At 64.4% G+C, this 23066-nt stretch carries 21 protein-coding genes; 13 read left to right on the top strand and 8 right to left on the bottom strand.

The genetic code is table 11. The features are described 5' to 3' along the window. Positions 1 to 28: 28 nt before the first annotated feature. Both oxc and IVB13_RS19805 read right to left on the bottom strand, forming a co-directional pair. Complete coding sequence (gene oxc, locus IVB13_RS19800; RefSeq protein ID WP_007608367.1) at positions 29 to 1762, bottom strand: oxalyl-CoA decarboxylase; 1734 nt, start codon at positions 1760 to 1762, stop codon at positions 29 to 31. A 78-nt stretch (positions 1763 to 1840) separates the two neighbouring features. After that, positions 1841 to 2533 carry a GntR family transcriptional regulator gene (locus IVB13_RS19805; protein WP_162496371.1) on the bottom strand — a complete coding sequence of 231 codons (693 nt, stop codon included), beginning with the start codon at positions 2531 to 2533 and terminating at the stop codon, positions 1841 to 1843. 348 nt (positions 2534 to 2881) lie between these two features. Between IVB13_RS19805 and IVB13_RS19810 the strand changes: the two genes are divergently transcribed. The 11 genes from IVB13_RS19810 (at position 2882) to IVB13_RS19860 (ending at position 15849) form a co-directional block, all read left to right on the top strand. Continuing rightward, entirely contained in the window at positions 2882 to 5011 is a 2130-nt protein-coding gene (locus tag IVB13_RS19810; protein ID WP_204510723.1) for an acetate--CoA ligase family protein, read from the top strand. Positions 5012 to 5072: 61 nt separating this feature from the next. Further along, the gene (locus tag IVB13_RS19815) at positions 5073 to 5915 is read left to right on the top strand and encodes an IclR family transcriptional regulator (RefSeq protein WP_247490254.1); all 843 of its coding nucleotides are present in this window, start codon (positions 5073 to 5075) and stop codon (positions 5913 to 5915) included. Between the two features lie 103 nt (positions 5916 to 6018). Beyond that, the gene (locus tag IVB13_RS19820; protein ID WP_247490113.1) at positions 6019 to 6987 is read left to right on the top strand and encodes a tripartite tricarboxylate transporter substrate binding protein; all 969 of its coding nucleotides are present in this window, start codon (positions 6019 to 6021) and stop codon (positions 6985 to 6987) included. Continuing rightward, positions 6984 to 7469, top strand: a complete 486-nt coding sequence (locus IVB13_RS19825) for a tripartite tricarboxylate transporter TctB family protein (RefSeq protein ID WP_247490115.1) — start codon at positions 6984 to 6986, stop codon at positions 7467 to 7469. Before IVB13_RS19820 ends, IVB13_RS19825 begins: the two co-directional genes overlap by 4 nt. Continuing rightward, a complete protein-coding gene (locus IVB13_RS19830; protein ID WP_018458588.1) occupies positions 7469 to 8968 on the top strand; it encodes a tripartite tricarboxylate transporter permease in 1500 nt (499 codons plus the stop codon). Before IVB13_RS19825 ends, IVB13_RS19830 begins: the two co-directional genes overlap by 1 nt. A gap of 52 nt (positions 8969 to 9020) precedes the next feature. Continuing rightward, a complete protein-coding gene (locus IVB13_RS19835) occupies positions 9021 to 9821 on the top strand; it encodes an NYN domain-containing protein (RefSeq protein ID WP_018458589.1) in 801 nt (266 codons plus the stop codon). A gap of 85 nt (positions 9822 to 9906) precedes the next feature. Next, entirely contained in the window at positions 9907 to 11709 is a 1803-nt protein-coding gene (locus IVB13_RS19840) for an adenine deaminase C-terminal domain-containing protein (RefSeq protein WP_247490117.1), read from the top strand. 153 nt (positions 11710 to 11862) lie between these two features. After that, positions 11863 to 13653, top strand: a complete 1791-nt coding sequence (gcl, locus tag IVB13_RS19845; RefSeq protein ID WP_247490120.1) for a glyoxylate carboligase — start codon at positions 11863 to 11865, stop codon at positions 13651 to 13653. 11 nt (positions 13654 to 13664) lie between these two features. After that, on the top strand, positions 13665 to 14450 hold the full coding sequence (gene hyi, locus IVB13_RS19850; protein WP_247490122.1) for a hydroxypyruvate isomerase: 786 nt from the start codon (positions 13665 to 13667) through the stop codon (positions 14448 to 14450). 12 nt (positions 14451 to 14462) lie between these two features. Then, entirely contained in the window at positions 14463 to 15350 is an 888-nt protein-coding gene (locus IVB13_RS19855; RefSeq protein ID WP_247404482.1) for a 2-hydroxy-3-oxopropionate reductase, read from the top strand. 115 nt (positions 15351 to 15465) lie between these two features. Continuing rightward, a complete protein-coding gene (locus tag IVB13_RS19860) occupies positions 15466 to 15849 on the top strand; it encodes a DUF1236 domain-containing protein (protein ID WP_018458594.1) in 384 nt (127 codons plus the stop codon). A gap of 43 nt (positions 15850 to 15892) precedes the next feature. Here the strand turns inward: IVB13_RS19860 and IVB13_RS19865 are convergent, their stop codons facing one another. The 3 genes from IVB13_RS19865 to IVB13_RS19875 all read right to left on the bottom strand — a co-directional run bounded on the left by IVB13_RS19865 (position 15893) and on the right by IVB13_RS19875 (position 17527). Beyond that, entirely contained in the window at positions 15893 to 16270 is a 378-nt protein-coding gene (locus IVB13_RS19865; protein WP_247404479.1) for a VanZ family protein, read from the bottom strand. Between the two features lie 76 nt (positions 16271 to 16346). Then, complete coding sequence (locus IVB13_RS19870) at positions 16347 to 16949, bottom strand: thiamine pyrophosphate-dependent enzyme (RefSeq protein WP_247393883.1); 603 nt, start codon at positions 16947 to 16949, stop codon at positions 16347 to 16349. Between the two features lie 11 nt (positions 16950 to 16960). Then, positions 16961 to 17527 carry a thiamine pyrophosphate-binding protein gene (locus tag IVB13_RS19875; RefSeq protein WP_026233617.1) on the bottom strand — a complete coding sequence of 189 codons (567 nt, stop codon included), beginning with the start codon at positions 17525 to 17527 and terminating at the stop codon, positions 16961 to 16963. Between the two features lie 264 nt (positions 17528 to 17791). Between IVB13_RS19875 and IVB13_RS19880 the strand changes: the two genes are divergently transcribed. Together IVB13_RS19880 and IVB13_RS19885 are read left to right on the top strand one after the other, a co-directional pair. Further along, entirely contained in the window at positions 17792 to 18841 is a 1050-nt protein-coding gene (locus IVB13_RS19880) for a hydroxyacid dehydrogenase (RefSeq protein WP_247490125.1), read from the top strand. 185 nt (positions 18842 to 19026) lie between these two features. Next, complete coding sequence (locus IVB13_RS19885; RefSeq protein ID WP_007608382.1) at positions 19027 to 19239, top strand: hypothetical protein; 213 nt, start codon at positions 19027 to 19029, stop codon at positions 19237 to 19239. A gap of 60 nt (positions 19240 to 19299) precedes the next feature. Here the strand turns inward: IVB13_RS19885 and IVB13_RS19890 are convergent, their stop codons facing one another. The 3 genes from IVB13_RS19890 to IVB13_RS19900 are packed head-to-tail and all read right to left on the bottom strand — an operon-like array spanning position 19300 to position 23016. Continuing rightward, positions 19300 to 21504, bottom strand: coding sequence for a xanthine dehydrogenase family protein molybdopterin-binding subunit (locus tag IVB13_RS19890; protein ID WP_247474357.1), 2205 nt, complete (start codon positions 21502 to 21504; stop codon positions 19300 to 19302). A 7-nt stretch (positions 21505 to 21511) separates the two neighbouring features. Continuing rightward, positions 21512 to 22528, bottom strand: coding sequence for a xanthine dehydrogenase family protein subunit M (locus IVB13_RS19895; RefSeq protein WP_018458601.1), 1017 nt, complete (start codon positions 22526 to 22528; stop codon positions 21512 to 21514). Further along, positions 22525 to 23016, bottom strand: coding sequence for a (2Fe-2S)-binding protein (locus IVB13_RS19900; RefSeq protein WP_018458602.1), 492 nt, complete (start codon positions 23014 to 23016; stop codon positions 22525 to 22527). Before IVB13_RS19900 ends, IVB13_RS19895 begins: the two co-directional genes overlap by 4 nt. Between the last annotated feature and the right edge of the window lie 50 nt (positions 23017 to 23066).

A 23066-nucleotide genomic window follows, 5' to 3' on the forward strand; every position in this document is an offset into this window, starting at 1 on the left:
CAGGGACCTTGTGGGTTGAAGGGGATGCTTACTTCTTCTTCTGCAGAACGCTCTGCGGATTGAGATTGCCGATGCGGCCGCTCTCGGAACCGGCGGCCGGATCGATCACGGCGTTGATGAGCGTCGGCTTGCCCGAAGCCATGGCTTCGTTGACGGCGCGCTTGAGCTCGTCCGGCGAAGTCGCGTTGACGCCGACGCCGCCGAAGGCCTCCATCATCTTGTCGTAGCGGGCGCCCTTGACGAACACCGTCGTCGCCGGATCGGCGTTGGCGCCGTTGACGTCGGTGCCGCGATAGATGCCGTCATTGTTGAAGATGACGACGCAGATCGGCAAATTGTAGCGGCAGATGGTCTCCACTTCCATGCCGGAGAAGCCGAACGCCGAGTCGCCTTCGACCGCGAGCACGGGATGGCCAGTCTCGAGAGCCGCCGCGATTGCCTGGCCCATGCCGATGCCCATCACGCCCCAGGTGCCGACGTCGAGACGCTTGCGTGGGCGATACATGTCGATGACACCGCGGGCGAGGTCGAGCGTGTTGGCGCCCTCGTTGACGAGGATCGCCTCGGGATGATCCTTGATGACGTTCTTCAGCACGCCGAGCGCGCCGTGATAGTCCATCGGCGATTTGTTGTTCATGAGCTTCGGCGCCATCTTGGCGACGTTCTCTTCGCGCTTGGTCGAAATCGCCTTGGTCCATTCGGCGGGCGGGGCGGTCCAGCCCGAAGCCATCGCCTGATTGAAGGCGGAGACGACCGAGCCGATGTCGCCGACGACCGGCGCGACGATCTCGACGTTGGAGTCCATTTCCCTGGGTTCGATGTCGACCTGGATGAACTTCTTGGGCGCTTCGCCCCAGTTCTTGCCCTTACCGTGCGAGAGCAGCCAGTTCAGCCGGGCGCCGATCAGCAGCACGACGTCGGATTCCTTCAGCACCGTCGAGCGGGCGGCGCCTGCGCACTGCGGATGGGTGTCGGAGAGGAGGCCCTTGGCCATGCTCATCGGCAGGAAGGGAATGCCGCTCTTCTCGACGAAGGTTTTGATCTCCTCGTCGGCCTGCGCGTAGGCCGCGCCCTTGCCGAGGATGATGAGAGGGCGCTTTGCGCTCTTCAGAACATCAAGCGCGCGCTTGATCGAAGCGGGCGAGGGGATCTGCGCGGGAGCCGCGTCGATTACCTTGACCAGCGACTTCTGGCCGGCATCGGCGTTCATCACCTGGCCGAACAGCTTTGCCGGCAGGTCGAGATAGACGCCGCCCGGACGGCCGGAGACGGCGGCACGGATGGCACGGGCAAGACCAATGCCGATGTCCTGGGCGTGCAGCACACGGTAGGCTGCCTTGCACAGCGGCTTGGCGATCGCGAGCTGGTCCATCTCTTCATAGTCGCCCTGCTGGAGGTCGACGATCTCGCGCTCGGAGGAGCCCGAGATCAGGATCATCGGGTAGCAGTTGGTGGTGGCGTGGGCGAGCGCGGTGAGACCGTTGAGGAAGCCGGGCGCGGAGACGGTGAGGCAGATGCCGGGCTTCTTGGTGAGGTAGCCGGCGATGCCCGCCGCATAACCGGCGTTCTGCTCGTGGCGGAACGAAATCATGCGAATACCGGCCGCCTGCGCCATGCGGCCCAAATCCGTGATCGGGATGCCCGGCACATTATAGATGGTGTTGATGCCGTTCAGCTTGAGCGCGTCAATGACGAGATGAAAACCATCCGTCAATTCCTGCTCGGTGCCCGGTGCTTCGGACTTGGTCGCGGTATTCAGCATGGGCCTTGTCTCCCTGGTCTCAAGATGCCGTTTCAGGCTTTTGGGGGCGATGCCTCGCCCTTTGGTGAACGTTGCCGGCTAGAAGAGTTCCTGACCATGCGCTTCGACGTAAGCGGCAAGGCCAAGGGTGTGATCGCGGGCGCGCTTCTCGGCGAGCTCGGTATCGCGCGCCTCCAGGGCTTCGATCATGCCGAGATGCTCGGGAAGCGACGTCGCGGTGCGGTCCTTGCGTCCGATGGTCAATTGCCGATAGCCACGCACATGCAGCAGCAAGTCGTTGGTGAGATCGACCAGCACCGGTGATTCCGACAGCGAGATCAGCGCCTGGTGGAAGGCGATGTTGGCGCGCGAATATTCCTCGACGTGATCCTCGGGCAGGCGATCCTTGCCAAATTCCTTGAAGTAGTCGCGCAGCGCCGTGATGTCTTTCTTGCGCGCTGTGGCGGTGATGAGGCGAGCCGCCATGCTCTCCAGCGCCGCCCAGGCGCGGATCATGTCGACGATCTCGCTCTTGGTCCTTCGGACCACCATGATGCCGCGGCGAGGAACCGTCTTCACGAAACCGTCTTGCTCTAGCATCGCGATGGCTTCGCGGATCGGCGTGCGGCTCACGCCGAGGCGCTCGGACAACGCGCGCTCGTCGAGCATGACGGGTTCGGGCGTCGAGTAGATGTCCATCTTGAGGATGGCTTCCTTCAAGGCGTCATACGCCTTGTTCTTGAAGCTCGACTCCGGGGCAATACGAACGATTGCGATATCTGCCTCGGCCATGTTCGGCAACGCCTTGGTTGGTTTCCGCAGTGACACGACGAATCTCCTCCAGTGGGAGTCGTCTTTTACAGGATTATTAACGGGAAAGTTTTTGGCATACCAAATACCAGAATGTCAAGCTGCCTATTTTTTGCAGCGTTCTAAGGTGCGCTGCAGCTTGACAAGTTGGCTTCTGGCATACCAAATGCCATCGCCAGCCATTTTTGATCCAAGCCGGCGGAGTAATCTCGGCTTTATGCCACTCCGTTCCGCGACATGGAACAGAGCGCGGCGAATGGAAAGCATCACGGGCAGCCGCAACGCGCGCGCGCTTTGAGAACGCAAGAACCAAGGTCAAGGGAGAGCCACATGTCCAATTCCAAAGATGCCGTCCGCAAGGTGCTTGACCAGGTCAAGGCGGACAAGCGCACCAGCCTGACCGCGCCGGAAGGCAAGCTGGTCTGCGACGCCTACGGCATTGCGGTGCCGAAGGAGGGGGTGGCGAAATCGGCCGGCGAGGCCGGCAAGATGGCCGCCTCGATGGGCTTCCCGGTGGTGATGAAGATCGTCTCGCCGGACATTCTTCACAAGACCGAAGCCGGCGGCGTCATCGTTGGCCTCAAATCGGCAGAAGACGCCGAGAAGGCCTACGAGACCATTCTCGGCAACGCCAGGAAGTACAAGTCTGATGCCAAGATCGAGGGTGTCCAGGTGCAGCAGATGCTGGCCGGCGGCACCGAAGTGATCGTCGGGTCGATCACCGACGCCTCGTTCGGCAAGCTGGTTGCCTTCGGTCTCGGCGGCGTGCTGGTCGAAGTCCTGAAGGACATCACCTTCCGCCTCGCGCCCGCGACAAAGCAAGATGCGCTGTCGATGCTCGACGGCATCCAGGCGCATGAAATTTTGAAGGGCGTTCGCGGCGGCGAGCCGGTGAACCGCACGGCGCTCGCCGATGTCATCGTCAAGGTCTCGCAGCTCGTCACCGATTTCCCCGAGATCGTCGAGCTCGATCTCAACCCGGTGTTCGCGACGGCCAAGGACGCGATCGCGGCCGACGTCCGCATCGTCGTCGACTTCGCTTACGTGCCCAAGCCGAAGCCGCGCCCGACCGAAGAGATCGTCGCGGCGATGAGCCGCATCATGCAGCCGAAGGCGGTTGCCGTGGTCGGCGCTTCGGCCGAAGACGGCAAGATCGGCAATTCCGTGATGAAGAACCTCATCAACGGCGGCTACAAGGGCGACATCTACCCGATCCATCCCAAGGCCGCCGAGATCCTCGGCTACAAGGCCTACAAGAGCGTCAAGGACGTGCCCGGTGTGATCGACACCGCGGTGTTCGCAATTCCCGCGAAGTTCGTGGCCGCGGCGCTCACCGAATGCGGCGAGAAGAAAATTCCCGGCGCGGTTCTGATCCCGTCGGGCTTCGCGGAAGCCGGCGCGCCGGAACTCCAGGCCGAGATCGTCGAAGTCGGCAAGAAGTACGACATCCGCCTGATGGGACCGAACATCTACGGCTTCTATTATACGCCTGCCAATCTCTGCGCGACCTTCTGCACCGCCTATGATGTCAAGGGCCACGCGGCACTGTCTTCGCAATCGGGCGGCATCGGCATGGCCATCATCGGCTTCTCCCGTTCGGCCAAGATGGGCGTGTCGGCGATCGTCGGCCTCGGCAACAAGTCCGACATCGACGAGGACGATCTGCTCGCCTTCTTCGAGCAGGATCCGAACACGAACCTGATCGCGCAGCACTGCGAAGACCTCAAGGACGGCCGCGCCTTTGCGGAAGCCGCAAAACGCGTCTCCAAGAAAAAACCGGTCATCGTGCTCAAGGCCGGCCGCACCTCCGCCGGTGCTAAGGCGGCCTCGTCGCACACCGGCGCGCTCGCCGGCAACGACAAGATCTACGAGGATGTCCTGGCGCAGTCCGGCGTGATCCGCGCCCGTAGCTTGCGGCAGCTGCTCGAATTCGCGCGGGGCGTGCCGGTGCTGCCGACGCCGAAGGGCGAGAACGTGCTGATCATTACCGGTGCAGGCGGTTCGGGCGTGCTGTTGTCGGACTCCTGCGTCGACAACGGCTTGTCGCTGATGTCAATGCCGCCGGATCTGGATGCGGCCTTCCGCAAGTTCATCCCGCCGTTTGGCGCGGCCGGAAATCCCGTGGACATCACCGGCGGTGAGCCGCCGATCACCTACGTCAACACCGTAAAACTCGGCCTGACGGACGAGCGCATCCACTCGCTGATCCTCGGCTACTGGCACACCATCGTCACGCCGCCGATGGTGTTCGCCCGCAACATGGTCGAGGTGAAGAAGGAGATGGAGGCCAAGGGCTTCGTGAAGCCGATCGTCGCCTCGCTCGCCGGCGACGTCGAGGTTGAGGAAGCCGCCGAATATCTCTACCAGAACGGCATTCCGGCCTATGCCTACTCGACCGAACTGCCGGTCGAGGTCCTCGGTGCCAAGTACAAATGGGCGCGCGGAGCAGGGCTGCTCTGAGCCGACGATGCCGCTTCACCTCTCCCCGCGCGCGGGGAGAGGTGAGAACAGTCAGGTCGCGATGGGCAGGAACGTGATCCGGCGCAAATCGATCGAGCCCCGATCGCCAGCGGCGGCCGATCACGACGCGCGCGACGGCGGCGTGCAGTCCGTCGATCGCGCGCTGTCGATCCTCGAGACATTGTCCGAAGACGACGAAGGCTATCGCCTCAGCGATCTCGCCGTCCGCACCGGGCTCTCGGCCTCGACCGTGCATCGCCTGCTGGCGACGCTGGAAAGCCGCCGCTTCGTGCAGTTCGACCGCGCCGAATCCAAATGGCATGTCGGCGTGCGCAGCTTCACGGTGGGCGCGAGCTTTGCGCGGCGGCGCAATTTCAGTGCCCAGGCCATTCCTTACTTGCGCAAGCTGCGTGATCTTACCCGCGAGACCGCCAATCTCGCCGTGGTCGACGACGAGTTCATCATCGTGCTGACCCGGATGGAGAGCCGCGAGATCATGCGCTCGCTGACCCAAGTCGGCGGCCGCGTTCCGATGGTGACCTCCGGCGTCGGCAAGGCGGTGCTCGCGACCTATTCCGACGAGGACGTCGGCGCCGTCATCCGCCATCACGGCATGCCACGCCTGACCGAGAAGTCGATCGTGCGGCCGAGCGACCTGTTCAAGGAGCTCGAAAAGATCCGCAAGCAAGGCTACGCGCTGGATGATGAAGAGGCCTGCATGGGCCTGCGCTGCGTTGCAGCGGTGGTCTACAACGCCTGCGCCGAGCCGCTTGCTGCGATTTCGGTGTCCGGCATGACCAGCCGGCTGACCGATCAGCGGTTACCGGAAATCGGGCAAATCGTCCGTGATGTTGCCGCCGAACTGACGGCAGCGCTCGGCGGGGCAATTCCGACGCCCCGCTAATCGGAAACCGGGGGTATGTCACTGGACAGTGTCGGCCGTTTTGGCTGATATGCGACCAAACGACACGATGCGGCAAACGTCCGCATGAGCCCGGAGACGTCCCATGTTTCAACTTCCCGCGCGCCTCGTCGGCGCAGCCGTCGCGCTGACCCTTGCGGCAGCCACGCCGGCCTTTGCCCAGCAGCTCGAGCTCAAGCTGATAGCACCGGCGGCGCCGGGCGGTGGTTGGGACCAGACCGCGCGCTCGATGCAGCAGGCGCTGGTCGCTGCCGGCGTCGCACGCAGCGTGCAGGTCACCAACGTTCCCGGCGCAGGCGGCAGTGTCGGCATCGCGCAGTTCGTCAACGGCGCCAAGGGCGACGGCAACCAGCTGATGGTCAACGGCTTCGTCATGGTGGGCGCGCTCGCCATGAACAAATCACCCGTCACGCTCGAGCAGGTGACGCCGATCGCGCGCCTCACCGAGGAAATCCAGGTGATCGTGGTGCCGGCCAATTCGCCGATCAAGACCGCGCAGGATCTGGCCGCCGCGGTGAAGGCCGACATCGCCAAGGTGACCTTCGCCGGCGGCTCGGCCGGCGGCGTCGATCACGTGATGGCGGCATTGTTCGCTGGTGCCGTCGGCGCCGACGCGAAGAAGATCAACTACATCCCGTTCTCGGGCGGCGGCGAGTCGCTCGCCGCCATTCTCGGCGCGAAGGTCACTGCCGGCATTTCCGGCCTCAGCGAATATGATGGGCAGATCAAGTCGGGCAAGCTGCGCGCGATCGGCGTGACCTCGGAGAAGCGCATTCCAGGCAGCGACATCCCGACCTTCAAGGAGCAGGGCATCGACCTCGTGATCGCCAACTGGCGCTCGGTGGTCGCGCCTCCCGGAATCACGCCGGAGCAGCGCAAGACGCTCAGCGACGCGGTCGAGAAGATGGTGAAGTCGGACGCCTGGAAAGACATCCTCAAGCAGAAGGGCTGGGAGGATGCCTATCTCGGCGGTGACGCCTTCGCCGATTTCCTGAAGAAAGAAACGGTGCGTGTGACGGACGTGCTGAGATCAGTCGGCCTGGTCAAGTCATGACCACAGGCGATCCCGTCCAGCCACCGCGGCGCATCGATCGCGCCGGCGTCGTCATCGCCGCGCTGCTCGCAGGTCTTGCCGCGGTGCTGGTCTGGGATGCGCACGGCCTGCAATCGACCGCGATGTACGGGATGGGGCCGGAAGCCATGCCGGTCGTGATCGCCTCCGGCCTCGCGCTGCTCGCGATCGGCAATCTCGTTGACGCGCTGCGCGGCAATCTGCCAGAGCGCGAAAGCGCCGATCCCGTGCCTGTGGTCTTGATCCTCGCCGGCCTTGCGCTGCTGATCGGCATCATCGGCTTCGGCGGCGGGTTCATCCTGGCGACGTCGGCGCTGTTCGTCACGACCTCGGCGGCATTTGGGCGCCGGGCTGTCCTCGTCGATTCCGCCATCGCCCTCGTGATGTCGACCCTCATTTACCTCGCGTTCGACCGCCTGTTGACGTTGAGCCTTCCGGCCGGCCCCCTGGAGCGACTGCTGTGATGGAAACTTTCGCGGCGCTGGCCCACGGCATGGCGGTCGCCGTCCAGCCGATGAATCTCCTCTACGCCCTGATCGGCGTGTTCCTTGGCACGGCCGTGGGCGTGCTGCCCGGCATCGGCCCGGCGTTGACGGTCGCGCTGCTGCTGCCGGTGACGTACAAGCTCGATCCCGGCGGTTCGCTGATCATGTTTGCCGGCATCTATTACGGCGGCATGTATGGCGGATCGACTACGGCCATCTTGATCAACACGCCCGGCGAGAGCGCCTCGATGGCGACGGCGCTCGAAGGCAACAAGATGGCCAAGGCCGGCCGCGGCGGACCGGCGCTCGCGACCTCCGCGATCGGCTCCTTCGTCGCGGGCACCATTGCCACCATCGGGCTTGCCTTTCTCGCGCCGTGGTTGGTCGATTTCGCCGTGCGCTTTGGTCCGGAGGATTATTTCGCGCTGATGTGCGTCGCCTTCGTCACGGTGTCGGCGACCTTCGGCGATTCTCCGATCCGCGGCCTGACCAGCCTATTTATTGGTCTGACATTAGGTCTCGTCGGTATAGACAAGCTGACCGGTCAGGCGCGGCTTGCGTTCGGGGTGCCCGAGCTGCTCGACGGCGTCGAGGTGACGACGCTCGCGGTCGGCCTGTTCGCGGTGGGCGAGGCGCTCTACGTCGCATCGCGCCGCCACCACACCGAAGAGAAGCTCGAGCCGGTGCGCGGCTCGCTGTGGATGACCAAGGAAGACTGGAAGCGATCGTGGAAGCCGTGGTTGCGCGGCACCATGTTCGGCTTCCCAATCGGTGCGCTGCCTGCCGGCGGCGCGGAGATCCCGACTTTCCTGTCCTATTCCTGCGAGAAGCGACTGACCAAATACCCCGAAGAATTCGGCAAGGGCGCGATCGAAGGTGTCGCAGGACCGGAGGCCGCCAACAACGCTTCGGCTGCCGGCACGCTGGTGCCGCTCTTGACGCTGGGATTGCCGACCTCGGCGACGGCCGCGATGATGCTGGCGGGCTTCCAGCAATACGGCCTCAACCCGGGGCCGCTGCTGTTCGCTGAGCGGCCCGACCTCGTGTGGGGCCTGATCGCGAGCCTGTTCATCGCCAATTGCATGCTGCTGGTGCTCAATCTGCCGCTGGTTGGCCTGTGGGTGCGGCTGCTGGCGATCCCGCAGCCGTGGCTCTATGCCGGCATCCTCGTGTTCGCGACCATGGGCACCATCGCCGCAAAGCCGTCGGTGGTCGAACTGTCGATGCTGGCCGGCTTCGGCGTGCTCGGCTTTCTGATGCGGCGGTTCGATTTTCCGATCGCGCCCGTCGTGGTCGGCCTGATCCTCGGCCCGATCGCCGAGAGCCAGCTGCGTCGCGCGCTCGCGATCAGTCTCGGCGATCCCATGACGTTGCTCCAGAGCCCGATCTCGGCGACGCTGCTTGCGCTGGCGTTCATCGCGCTGCTGGCACCCTTCGTGCTGAAAGGGATGGGACGCTTCAAGGCGAACGAGGACTAGCCATTCCGCCGCGAGCGTCTTCTAATGTTACGTTCATCTCGTGGGAAAAGTCATGCCGTCAGAGCTCCGTTCGCCCCGTCTCGCTGTCCTGATCGATGCAGACAATGCTTCGGCAAAGATCGCCGATGGGCTGTTCGACGAGATTGCCAAGATCGGCGAGGCCAGCGTTCGCCGCATCTACGGCGACTTCTCCAATGCCAGGTCGAGGGGCTGGGCCGACATCCTGTCCAAACACGCCATCATCCCGCAGCAGCAGTTCGCCTATACGACGGGGAAGAATGCCTCCGACATCACGCTGGTCATCGACGCAATGGACCTGCTTCACAGCGGCCGGTTCGATGGCTTTTGCCTGGTGTCGTCGGACAGCGATTTCACCCGTCTGGCCGCCCGCATCCGGGAGCAGGGCATCGACGTCTTTGGGTTCGGCGAACAGAAGACGCCGGAGAGCTTCCGGCAGGCCTGTCGAAGGTTCGTCTACACGGAGAACTTGCTTGCCGCCCCAGCGAACACCCAGGACGCCGCCTCGAGATCGACGTCGCTTCAGCCGCTCGATGCCGCAACCCCCATCATCAAGAAGGTCATCACCCAGATGGAGAGCGAGGACGGCTGGGTGACGCTCGGGGAAGTTGGCCGCCAGCTCGCCAATCTCGCGTCCGATTTCGATCCGCGAACGTTCGGCTTCCGCAAGCTGAGTGACCTCGTGCGCAAGACGAATGCGTTCGAGATTGACGAGCAGAACGGGAGGTCGATGCGGATTCGGGTCAAGCCCGCTGCCGCACCGGCCCCGCGACGACGGAACTCGCGCAGACCTGCGAGGCCAGCGGCGGCAGGCGCTTCTCCGCCTAAAGCGTAAGCAGAGCCTGCCGTTATATTTGCGCTTGCCCGGTCGGGCGCAGGGCGTAACCATCGCAGGGCCATAACGCTACGCGAGGGTTCTGATGACCAGACTTACCCGCTTCGCCGTCGCACCGCTGCATTCGATGACCCGGCGTCTCGCCGATGTGGCCTCGGCGCGTGTCGCGCCGGATCTCGTCGTCACCGGCGCGCGGGTGCTCTCGACCTATTCGGAGCGCATCCATGCGAACCGCGAAATCTGGATCACCGGCGGCCGCATTGCTGCGATGAAGCCGGCCGGCGCTGCGAAGAATGTCTTCGGCGACGTGCCGGTTTACGACGCGGCGGGCGGCATCATCGCGCCGGGGCTGGTCGACCCGCACATCCACATCGAATCCTCGATGGTGACGGCCTGCGCCTATGCCGAGGCCGCCCTGCTCAACGGCACCACCACAATCTTCTGCGACAGCCACGAGATCGGCAACGTCATGGACGTCGTCGGCGTCGAGGCGATGCTGGAGGACGCACGCGAGGCTCCGCTCTCGATCTTCCTGACGGTGCCCTCGACGGTTCCTGCGACTTCGGCCGCACTGGAGACTGCGGGCGGCGATCTGACGCCCGACAAGATCGCCGGCCTGTTCGACCGTTGGCCGGAAGCCGTCGGGCTCGGCGAGAAGATGGATTTCGTGCCTGTCACCATGGGCGATGAGCGAAGCCACGCCATCCTCGCTGCCGCCCTGAAGCGCGGCCGGCCGGTGTCCGGCCATATCTATGGCCGCGACTTCGTTGCGGCCTATGCGGCGAGCGGCATCACCGACACCCATGAGGCGATCGACCGCGACATCGCCGACGATCTGCTCGATGCCGGGGTCTGGGTGTTCCTGCGCGGGGGACCGCCGACCACGCCCTGGCACTCGCTGCCGCAGGCGATCCGGACCATCACCGAGCTCGGCGCCTCGCACAAGCGCACGGCCGTGTGCACCGACGATCGCGACGCCGACGATCTCCTGCTGTTCGGTCTCGACTGGGTGGTGCGCGAAGCCGTGAAAGCAGGGATGTCGCCGGAGCAGGCCTGGTCGATGGGCTCGCTGCATGGCGCGACGCGCTTCAACATGGACAGCGATATCGGCGGGCTCGGCGGCGGGCGCCGCGCCGATCTGGTGCTGATGGACGACAATCTGAAGCCGCAATGCACCTGGTATGGCGGCGAACTCGTGGTCGAAAACCGAAAGATCACGCCGAAGCTCGAGCAGGCGCTGTCGCAGCGCTATCAATATCCGCAGGCGGCCTATGCGACGGTGAAGCTGCCCGAGAAGGTCAAGCTGACGCCGGAGCTGCCGGCGAAGGCCTGCACTGTCAACGCGATCAAGACCGCGTTGCCCGGCATCACGCTGATCCATGAGAAGATCGCGATCGAGCCCGCAAAGGACTGGCCCTCACTGTTCGCCCGCTACGGCCTATGCTTCGTCACGGTGGTCGAACGCCACGGCAAGTCGGCCGGCAATGTCGCCTACGGCCTGTTGAAGGACTTTGGACTGAAGCGCGGCGCGGTCGCCTCCAGCGTCGGGCACGACAGCCACAACATCATCGTTGCCGGCACCAACGAGGCCGATATGCAGGTCGCGGTCGCCGCCATCAAGGAGCAACAGGGCGCCGTCTGCCTCGTCGCCGAGGGCAAGGTGAGGGCGCTAGTGCCGCTGCCGATCGCTGGGCTCTTGTCCGACAAGCGCGTCACGGAGGTGGCGGAAGAGGTCAAGGCGCTGAAGAAGGAATGGGCGGAGGCCGGCTGCACCATCCCCTACATGGGTTTCAATCTGATTCCGCTATCGGTCATTCCGGAAATTCGTATCACCGACAAGGGCCTCGTGCTGGTGCCGCAGATGCAGCTGGCGCCGCTGTTCGAGTGATCGCTTTCACGGATATTTCGATCTAACCGATTGAGACCGCCACGTTTTTTCCGCGGCTGCCGCATCGTGGAAAATAAAATCGATCTCGTTGAGTGAAGCCCTCGCGGGCCCGATGATCTCGCTCGAGCCAATGCAACTCAAGCGAGGTCCGATATGGCGAAGATGCGAGCCATCGATGCTGCCGTGCGAATTCTGGAGAAGGAGGGCATCTCGACTGCCTTCGGCGTTCCCGGGGCCGCGATCAATCCGCTTTACTCGGCGCTGAAGAAGCGCGGCTCGATCCGCCATATCCTGGCGCGCCATGTCGAGGGTGCCTCGCACATGGCCGAGGGCTATACGCGGGCCAAGGCCGGCAATATCGGCGTCTGCATCGGCACCTCGGGGCCGGCCGGGACCGACATGATCACCGGGCTCTATTCCGCGATCGCTGATTCCATCCCGATCCTCTGCATCACCGGGCAGGCGCCGCGCGCGCGGCTCTACAAGGAGGATTTCCAGGCCGTCGACATCGAGTCGATCGCAAAGCCCGTGACCAAATGGGCGGTGACGGTGCGCGAGCCGGCGCTGGTGCCCCGCGTGTTCAGCCAGGCGTTTCACGTGATGCGCTCGGGAAGGCCCGGCCCGGTGCTGATCGACATGCCGCTCGACGTGCAGCTCGCCGAGATCGAGTTCGACGACGAGACCTATGAGCCATTGCCGGTCTACAAGCCGACCGCGACCCGCAAGCAGGTCGAGAAGGCGCTGGAGATGCTCAATGCGGCCGAACGGCCGCTGATCGTCGCGGGCGGCGGCGTGATCAATGCCGACGCCTCGGATCTGCTGGTGGAATTCGCCGAGATTGCCAACGTGCCGGTCGTGCCGACGCTGATGGGCTGGGGGGCCATCCCCGACGACCACGTGCTGATGGCCGGCATGGTCGGTCTTCAGACCAGCCACCGTTACGGCAATGCCACCATGCTCGAATCCGATTTCGTGCTCGGCATCGGCAATCGCTGGGCCAACCGCCACACCGGCTCGGTCGAGACCTACACCAAGGGGCGCACCTTCGTGCATGTCGACATCGAGCCGACGCAGATCGGGCGCGTGTTCAATCCCGATCTCGGCATCGTCTCGGACGCGAAGGCCGCTCTCGAACTCTTCGTCACCGTCGCCAGGGAGTGGCGCCGGTCCGGCAGGTTGCGCGAGCGCCAGGCGTGGCCCGCTGCCTGCCGCGACCGGAAGACGACCATGTTGCGCAAGAGCCATTTCGATAACGTGCCGATCAAGCCCCAGCGCGTCTACGAGGAGATGAACAAGGCGTTTGGCCGTGACACCTGCTACGTCTCCGTGATTGGCCTGTCGCAGATCGCCGGCGCGCAGTTCCTGGGCGTCTACAAGCCGCGCAACTGGATCAATGCCGGGCAGGCGGGCCCGCTCGGCTGGACGCTACCCGCGGCGCTCGGCGTGCGCGCGGCGTGTCCGGATCGCGATATCGTCGCGCTCTCAGGCGACTACGATTTCCAATTCCTGATCGAGGAGCTCGCAGTCGGGGCGCAATTCAATCTGCCCTACATCCACGTCGTCGTGAACAATTCCTATCTCGGCCTGATCCGCCAGGCCCAGCGCGGCTTCGACATGGACTACCACGTCCAGCTCTCGTTCGAGAACATCAACGCGCCTGAGCTCGGCGGCTACGGTGTCGATCACGTCGCTGTCGCCGAAGGGCTCGGCTGCAAGGCGATCCGCGTCACCGACCCGAAGGACTCGCAGGCGGCGTTCGCGACCGCGCGCGAATGGATGGCCAAGCATCGCGTGCCCGTGATGGTCGAGTTCATCCTCGAACGCGTCACCAATATCGCGATGGGCACCGAGATCGACAACATCGTCGAGTTCGAGGAGGTGCTGGATCTGCCGCTCGACGAGGTTGCGACCGCGTGGCCGGGCGTGCTTCAGCCGGCGGAATAGGGAACAGCAACATGCCGAGATTCGCTGCGAACCTCACCATGCTCTTCAACGAAATGCCGTTCGTGGACCGCTTCGCAGCGGCCAAAGCAGCGGGCTTCGACGGGGTCGAGTACCTCTTCCCCTACGAATTCAACAAGGCGCAGCTGCGCGAGCAGCTCGACGGCCATGGGCTGACGCAGGTGCTGCACAATCTGCCCGCCGGCAATTGGGCCGCCGGCGAGCGCGGCATCGCGATCCTGCCGGATCGTGTCAGCGAGTTCAGGGACGGCGTGTTTCGCGCCATCGATTATGCCAAGGCGCTCGATTGCGAGCAGCTCAACTGTCTCGTCGGCATCGCGCCTGTTGATGCCGACCCGCGCGAGCTCAACGAAACGCTGGTCGGGAATCTGCGCTTTGCGGCCTCGACCCTGGCGCGGGAAAACATCAAGCTGCTGATCGAGCCGATCAACACGCTCGACATCCCCGGCTTCTTTCTGAACGGCACCGAGCAGGCCGTGCAGCTGATCTCCGAGGTGCGCTCGAACAATCTGTTCGTCCAGTACGACATCTACCACATGCAGATCATGGAGGGCGACCTCGCCCGTACTATGCAGGAATACCTGCCGCAGATCGCGCACATCCAGCTCGCCGACAACCCCGGCCGTCACGAGCCTGGCACCGGCGAGATCAACTATCCCTTCCTGTTCCGCCATCTCGACGCGATCGGTTACCGCGGCTGGGTCGGCTGCGAATACAAGCCGCGCACCACGACGCTGGAAGGCCTGTCCTGGCACGCGGCGCAGACGTTCGAGACCTGAGGAAACGTTGACATGATCGACATCGGCTTTATCGGACTTGGCACCATGGGACGGCCGATGGCCGGCCATCTTCTGACCGCAGGCCATCGCGTTCTCCTGCACGATGTCGGGCCGGTCGCGCCCGAGCTGATCGCGGCCGGCGGCGTTGGCTGCCAGTCAAGCAAGGAGGTCGCGGAGGAGGCGGATGCGGTCATCATCATGGTGCCGGATACGCCGCATGTGGAGGCCGTGCTGTTCGGCAAGGACGGCGTCGCGGGCGGCATTTCCAAGGGGAAGATCGTGGTCGACATGAGCTCAATCTCGCCGCTGGCGACCAAGGAGTTTGCGAAGAAGATCGAGGCGCTCGGCGCGGATTATCTCGACGCACCGGTGTCAGGCGGGGAGGTCGGTGCCAAGGCGGCAAGCCTCACCATCATGGTGGGTGGCCCCGAGCGCGCTTTCAACACCATGAAGCCGATCTTCGACCGGATGGGGAAGAACGTCACCCGGGTCGGCGCCAATGGCGACGGCCAGACGACGAAGGTCGCCAACCAGATCATCGTCGCGTTGACGATCGAGGCGGTCAGCGAAGCGCTGCTGTTCGCGTCGAAAGCCGGTGCGGATCCGGCGCTGGTGCGGCAGGCCCTGATGGGCGGCTTTGCGTCGTCGCGGATTCTCGAAGTGCATGGCGAGCGCATGGTGAAGCGCAATTTCGATCCCGGCTTCCGCATCGAGCTGCATCAGAAGGATCTCAACCTCGCGCTTGAAGGCGCCCGCGCGCTCGGCCTGTCACTGCCAAGCACGGCAGTGGCGCAGCAATTGTTCTCGTCTTGCACCGCACATGGCGGCAAGGGTTGGGATCACTCGGCAATGGTGCGTGCGCTGGAACTGATGGCGCGGCACGAGATCGCCGCAGCCTGAACTGTTACCAGGTAACAGTCTCCACTTGTAGTTCTGCCTAGATCCGGCGGGGAACCGGAACAATGATCCGGCCCCGCGGTTGAAGGCGCACAACAATCACTGGAGACATAAGCACATGAAGACCCGTCTTGCGATTACGTTCGCTGCCGCGTCGCTGCTGGCGTCGAGTGCAGCCTTTGCCCAGTCGACGACCGAACAGGGCGCCAGGGATGGCGCTCGCGCGGGCGGCGACATCGGCGGCCCGGTCGGAGCGATGGTCGGTGGTACCGTCGGTGCGGCGGTCGGCGCTGGTCTGGAAATCCCGAATGCGATCCTCGGCGGAATTCCGCGCGATGATTCCGTCGTGGTCCACGAGCGCGTCGTGGTCGGCGAGCCACTGCCGCCGACCGTGGTGCTGCGGCCCGTGCCGAACTACACCGAATATCGCTATGCGGTCGTGAACGATCGCCGCGTGATCGTGGAGCCGCGCACGCGCCGCGTCGTTAAGATCATCGACTGATCGACGGGAGCGTGAGCTTTGAAGAGACGGGCCCTGCGGAGCGTCACTCCGCGGGGCCTTGACTCGTCAGGGCCGGATTTGCGCGAAGCCGCGTCATGGCCCAATCGGCGATGGCCGCCAGCGCGAAACCGATGCAGGTGGTGCCGGCATCGACCAGAAAGTCCTCCAGCCGCGCATGCCGTCCCGGTGCCCAGAATTGCATCAGTTCGAGCAGGCCGATCAGCACCACGGCGATCGCTGTGGCCGACAGGCGGCGGCGCGGATAGGCGATGCCGAAGGCTAGTCCCACCAGGACGAAGGCAAGGGCATGTTCGCCGTCCTGGCCAAGGTCGGAATGGGGCCGTAGGCCTGGCGGGCCGAGGGTTGCAAAGGCGACGGCGGCGGCAAGCAGCCAGGCAGAGGAGCGAAGCAAAATGGACATCCGCACCGCTTAGCACGGATTGCAGCAGCCTGCCGAGGCGCCAGGATCAGATCGCCGTGTAGTTAATGACGAACCGTTAAAGTGGCTCGCGCACGCCAAGGCCGTGCATGAAGCGTTCCCGGATTTGTACGGGATCGCGTCGGGTGGCGCCGACGCCGGGCTTGTCATCGATGCGGACGGCGATCAGGCTGGGCTCGCCGGCCGACATGGCTTCCTCGACCAGACGCTCGAAATCCGCCTCGTCCGCGGCCCAGGCGCTGTTGGCAAGCCCGGAGCCGGTTGCGATGGCGACGATGTCAGCCACGTTCGCGGCCGGGGTCGACTGCGCGCCCGTGATCTGGTAGATGCCGTTGTCCATCACGATCATGATGAGGTTCTTCGGCTTCAACGCCGCGATCGTCGAGAGTGCGCCGAGCTGCATCAGCAGCGAGCCGTCGCCTTCGAGCGCAAAGACGCGCCGGTCCGGCTGCGCCAGCGCCACGCCCAGCGCGATCGGGAAGGCGAGCCCCATGCTGCCGAGCATGTAGAAATTTTGCGCACGGTGGCCGGCGGCCCAGAGGTCGAAATTGGTGTTGCCGATGCCGCCGATCACGGCTTCCTCGTGCTCGAGTTTCGCGATCAGGCGCGAGGTGACGTCGAAGCGGTTCATCACTTTGGTGTTGCGCACGTCTGTATTCATTTGGGCCGGACTCACTTGTCGAACACCTTGCCGCCCGTGAGCAGCGGGTTGAGGATCAGCGCGACTGGCGCCTGCGTCGTGACGGCCTGCTTGATCGAACGATCGGCAATGAATTCGAGCTCGTCGAGCCGGGTGATGGTGTGATGCTCCAGCGCCAGCGAATCCAGCACCGGACGCATGGTGCGGCAGACCAGTGACTGGCCGTAGTTGAACTCGCCGAGCGTGCCGCGCTCGGACACGAACATGATAAGCGGAATCTGGTAGGGCACCGCGAGCGAGGCCAGCACGTTGGCGAGCGTCGCAAAGCCTGAGGTCTGCATCAGCACCGCACCGCGCCGTCCGCCCATCCAGGCGCCCGAGACGATGCCGACGGCCTCCTCCTCGCGGGCGGTGGCAAAGGTGGTGAAGAACTGATCGGCGTGCAGGTTCTTGATCAGCGGCGTCAGCACGCGGTCGGGCACGTAAGGGACGAGGCTGATCTCATTCCGCTTTAGGGTTTGCAGGATGATGCCGTGCCAGCTCTTGTCACTGGAGGTCTGCGCCGCCTCGGACGAGGTTTGTTGCTCCGCAATCGGCATTGCGTTCTCCCTTCGGCCGCGCATGCTTCTTGGTCTTTGCCATTGTCTTGGCCGTCGTCTTCCGTCGCGGCGGTCTGCCGAACTTGACGCAGGCAGCGGGATTGTCAACATGTCCGGACTGCACCGTGATCTGCGCCAGACGGCCTGCCGCAGCTGGTGCCGCCGTGTCATAAGCGGCAACAACAAGAGAACGGAGGAACGCATGACAGGAACGCGCGAAGCGCTGGCCCTGCGGATCTCCTGGAGAAAGCCGGGAGGGTCCTGATGTCCGTCAACAGCAAGCGCGTCTTCTACGTCAAATATCTGGCCAATCCGATCTATATCGACATCCTGAAGGCGCGGCCCGACGTCCGGCTCGATCGCATCGAGAACGAGAGCCCCGAGGAATATTTCGCGCCGATCATCGAGGCGGCTCATGTCTACCAGATCGGCGCCGCCCGTGACGAACTGGCCCCGCACTTCCATGTCGATGCTGCCTTCCTGAAGCGCGCGCCGAACCTGCTGCTCGTCTCCAGCAACGGCGCGGGATTCGATCCTGTCGATGTCGAGGCTTGCACCGATGCCGGCGTGCTGGTCGTCAACCAGTCCGGCGGCAATGCCCACTCGGTCGCCGAGCATGCGCTGGCGATGATGCTGACGCTGTCCAAGCGCATCATCCAGTCCGACCGCAAGCTCCGCAGGGAGTCCAACGTCAACCGCAACGAACTCGTCGGCAACGAGATCGAGCACAAGACCGTCGGCATCATCGGCCTCGGCAATGTCGGTCGCCGCATCGCCGCGCTGTGCAAGGGCCTGTTCGGCATGAAGGTGCTGGCCTACGATCCTTACCTCGCGGCCGAGGTGATGGCCGAGCGGGGCGGCGAGAAGGTCGAGCTCGACGAGCTGCTGCGCCGCGCCGATTTCGTCTCCATCTCCTGCCCGCTCAACAGGGGCAGCCGCAACATGATCAGCGTGCGCGAATTTGCGTTGATGCAGCCGCATGCGTACTTTATCACCACGGCGCGCGGCTTCATCCACGATGAGGATGCGCTGCTCCAGGCCTTGCGCGAGAAGCGCGTTGCGGGCGCCGGTCTCGACGTCTGGTCCAAGGAGCCGCCGCCGCCGGAGCATCCGCTGCTCCAGCTCGACAACGTGCTGGCGAGCCCGCATACCGCGGGCGTCACGATCGAGGCGCGGCAGAACATGGGCCGCATCGCGGCCGAGCAGGTGCTGGATACGCTCGATGGCAAGCGGCCGCCGCGCATCATCAATCCGGAGGTCTGGCCACGCTATGTGGAGCGATTCAAGCAGGCGTTTGGTGTGACGCAGGCGTAGTTGACAGTCGCTCTGTCCTTCCGGGGTGCGATGCTCCTGCTGCCCAATGTCCCGGTTAGCGCTACGCGCCACGGAACGATCGGCGGGGGGAACCGCGCCCGACTTTGATCCGTGTCAAAATCTCCCTCCCGGATTCCGCCTAAATGGGATAAGAGTGAGCGCCGCCGGGGCAGGCAGGAGGTCCCATGTCAACTTATGTGGTCCGGTTCATGAAGGACGTGCTCGGCCAGTACGGCCGGCAGATCGAGGTGTGCCAGGGCACGCTCGAGATCGACGCTTCCGACGAGGACGAAGCCAGAGAGCGGGCGAAGGCGAGGTTTTGCGAGGATCAGGCGTTGCACCACTGGTCGCTGCATGCCGACCGCATCCAAGTCAGACCGGCTGACTTTCCCTCGTGAGGCCTGGCGGCCGGGCGCCGTGAGGTGACGCCGGCGCCGAGAGGGGACTGCTGCACCGTCTCAGTCGAGCAGCTTGTCCAGTGTGATCGGAAATCGACGGATGCGTTTGCCGGTGGCGTGATAGACGGCGTTCGCGATCGCGGCGGGAACGCCGACGATGCCGATCTCGCCCAGCCCCTTGATGCCGAGCGCGTTGATGTGCGCGTCCGGCTCGTCGACGAAGATCACGTCGATGTCGTGAACATCGGCATTCACGGGAATGTGGTACTCGGCGATGTTCGCGTTCATGATCCGCCCGAAGCGGTGATCCATCACCGTCTCCTCGTGCAGGGCCATCCCAATCCCCCAGACCACGCCACCCATGATCTGGCTGCGGCCTGTCTTGGTGTTGAGAATCCGCCCGGCCGCGACGGCGCTCACGACCCGCGTCACGCGAATGACGTTTAGCTCTTCGTCCACCTTGACCTCGGCGAAGACGGCCGAGTGGGTGTTACGCGCGTGCTTCTTGTCCTCGCCGAATTGGTTGAGCTTTTCCTTCTCGATGCGTTCGACGCCGCCGTGACGCATCGCGTCGGCGATCGAGACCGCGCGGCTGTTGTTGCTGGCGCTGGCAATGCTGCCGTCGGTCAGCACCGTATCGGCTAGCTCGGCGCCGGCGAGCGGCGAGCCTGGCATCTTCCCGGCCAGGCGTAATAGTTCCTTGCGCACTTCCTCGGCGGCTGCGAGCACCGCATGCGCGCTCGAAGCGGCCATCCAGGAGCCGCCCTCCACAGGCGCCTGCGGCAGACTGGAATCTGCGAGCCGGACGCTGATGTTCTCAATCGGCAGGCCGAGCGCATCGGCTGCGACCTGAGCCACAATGGTGTAGGTGCCGGTGCCGATGTCGGATGCGGCGCAGGACACCTCGGCATGTCCGTTCGACGTCAGCACGATACGGACGGCGACCGGCATCTGCAGTGCTTCCCACACACCCGTCGCCATGCCCCAGCCGATCAGATCCTTGCCGTCGCGCATCGAGCGCGGCGCAGGATTGCGTCTGCTCCAGCCGAAGGCGTCCGCGCCGCGCGCGTAGCATTCGCGCAACTGCTTGCTGGTGTAGGGCAGGTTTTCGCTCTGGTCGCGATCCGAGTAGCACTTCAGCCGCAATTCGATCGGGTCGACCTTGAGTGCGACGGCGAGCTCGTCCATCGCGCATTCCAGCGCGCAGACGCCCGACGCAGCGCCCGGTGCGCGCATGTCGCAGGGGGTGGAGACGTCAAGGTGCACCAGCTTGTGGGAGAAGCGGCTGTTCGGGCTCTTGTAGAGCTGTTCGGCCCAGCCGGTATCGTTGCGGGCAAAATCCTCATAGCGCGAGGTGACGGCAATGGCCTCGTGCGTGACCGCGTCGAGGGCGCCATCGGATCTTGCGCCGAGCCCGACGCGCTCGATGGTCATCGGCCGGTAGCCGAGCCCGTACATCTGCTGCCGCGTCAGTACGACGCGAACGGACCGCTTCAGCGCGAGCGCGCCGAGTGTTGCCAACACCACCTGATATTGCGGCCGCAAGCCGGAGCCGAAGGCGCCGCCGACGTACGGCGAGACCACGCGAATGTCGTCCGGCTTCTTGTCGAACACGCTGCAGAGAAATTTGTGGACGTTCTGGACGCCTTGGGTCTTGTCGTAGATCGTGAGCTTGCCATTGCTGTCCCAGACCGCCGTGGTCGCATAGAGCTCCATCGGGTTGTGATGCTCGGTCGGTATCACGTAGTCCGCCTCGTGGCGCACATCAGCTCCCGCAAGGGCGGCTGCGGCGTCGCCCCGCGGTTTATGCGGCTCGTTCTTCTCGGCGGCGTTGCTGCGTTCGCCTTCGAGGTCGGTTGCAAAACCATGCTGCTCATATTCGACCCGCACGAGCGTCGCGGCGAATTTCGCGGTTTCCCAGTCCTCTGCGACGACAAGTGCGATCGGCTGGCCATTGAACTTGATCTTGTCATCATAAAGCGGACGGAAAGGCGAGCCTTCCTCGGGCGCCACCTCGTCCTTCCACGCCTCGTCCTTGTCGGCCAGCGGCGGACGGTTCGCATGCGTGAGCACGTTGAGTACGCCCTCGACCTTCAACGCCTCGCTCGCGTCGAGGCGGGCAATGCGCCCGCATGGAATGATGGCCTCGACCACGAAGCCATGGAGGAGCTTGTCGGCTGGAAATTCGCCGGCGTATTTGGCGGCGCCGGTGACCTTGGCCCGGCCGTCGACACGCGACGTTGGCGTTCCGACATAAGCGTTCATGGGGTCCTCACGCGATCTTCTTGTGCGCCTGAGATTGCGGCGTGGCGTTCGCCGCCTGTGTCAGCGTCCGCACGATGGCGCGGCGTGCGAGCTCGACCTTGAAGCCGTTATGTGAGCGGGCTGTTGCTCCCTGGAGCAAGAGATCCGCGGCGTGCGAGAAGTGATCGGGCGTTGCGGCCTGGCCGCGCAACGTAGCTTCGGCCTCGAGGCTGCGCCAAGGCTTGTGAGCCACGCCGCCGACCGCCACGCGTGCCCCGCTGATCGCGTTGCCCTCCAATTCGAGCGCGGCGGCAACCGAGACCAAAGCAAAAGCATAAGACATCCGGTCGCGAATTTTTAGATAGCTGTAGTTTTGAGCAAAGCCGCGCGGCGGAAGCTCAATCCCGGTGATGATCTCGCCGGTGCCGAGATTGGTATCGACATGAGGCTTGTCGCCGGGCAGCCGATGGAGATCGGTCAGCGCGATGGTGCGTTCGCCGGAGGGACCCGCGATGTGCACGAGCGCATCGAGCGCGGCGAGCGCCACGCTCATGTCGGATGGATTGGTCGCGATGCAGGCGGCGCTCGTGCCCAGGATCCCATGGTTGCGGTTCAGCCCGTCCATTGCCGAGCAGCCGCTGCCGGGATGTCGCTTGTTGCACGGCGTGGCCGTGTCATAGAAATAAGCGCAGCGCGTTCGTTGCATCAGATTGCCGCCGACCGATGCCATGTTGCGCAGTTGCGCCGAGGCGCCGGCCAGGATGGCGCTGGCGAGCAGGGGATAGCGCTGCTCGATCAATGGATGATAGGCGAGGTCCGAGTTCGGCACCAAGGCGCCGATGCGCAAGGACCCGTCGGGCGTCTCTTCGACCTTGCGGAGCGGCAGGCGGGAAATGTCGATCAGCCGGGAGGGGCGCTCGACATTCTCTTTCATCAGGTCGATCAGATTGGTGCCGCCGGCAATCAGTTTGGCGCCGGGACCGGCGGCGAGCAAGCGGATGGCGTCGGCGACATCAGTGGCTCGAGCGTACTGGAAGTTGTTCATGGCTGGCCCATTGCCTGCTGGATGGCGGCGACGATGTTTGGATAGGCGCCGCAGCGGCAAAGGTTTCCGCTCATCAGCTCCCGGATCTCGTCGGTATCTTTGGCACGGCCTTCGGCGAGCAGTCCGGCCGCCGAGCATATCTGTCCCGGCGTGCAATAGCCGCACTGGAAGGCGTCATGGTCGATGAACGCCTGTTGCAGGGGATGCAGCGCGCCATCCTTGGCAAGACCTTCGACAGTCGTGATCTCCGCGCCGTCCTTCATGACGGCGAGCGTGAGACAGGAATTGACGCGCCGGCCGTCCACCAGCACCGTGCAGGCGCCGCACTGACCATGGTCGCAGCCCTTCTTGGTGCCGCTCAGTGCAAGATGGTCCCGCAAGGCATCGAGCAATGTGGTCCATGGCACGAGATCGAGCGTGTGACTGACGCCGTTGACGACAAGATGGATCGGAATGCGTTCGGAAATCTGATGCGTGACATCGCCCATGTCCTGCTCCCTGCGACGGCGACCGTGCCGGACGTCAGCCGTGTTGACGC

It is taken from the genome of Bradyrhizobium sp. 17, from assembly GCF_023073515.1.
Taxonomy (GTDB): Bacteria; Pseudomonadota; Alphaproteobacteria; order Rhizobiales; family Xanthobacteraceae; genus Bradyrhizobium; species Bradyrhizobium canariense_D.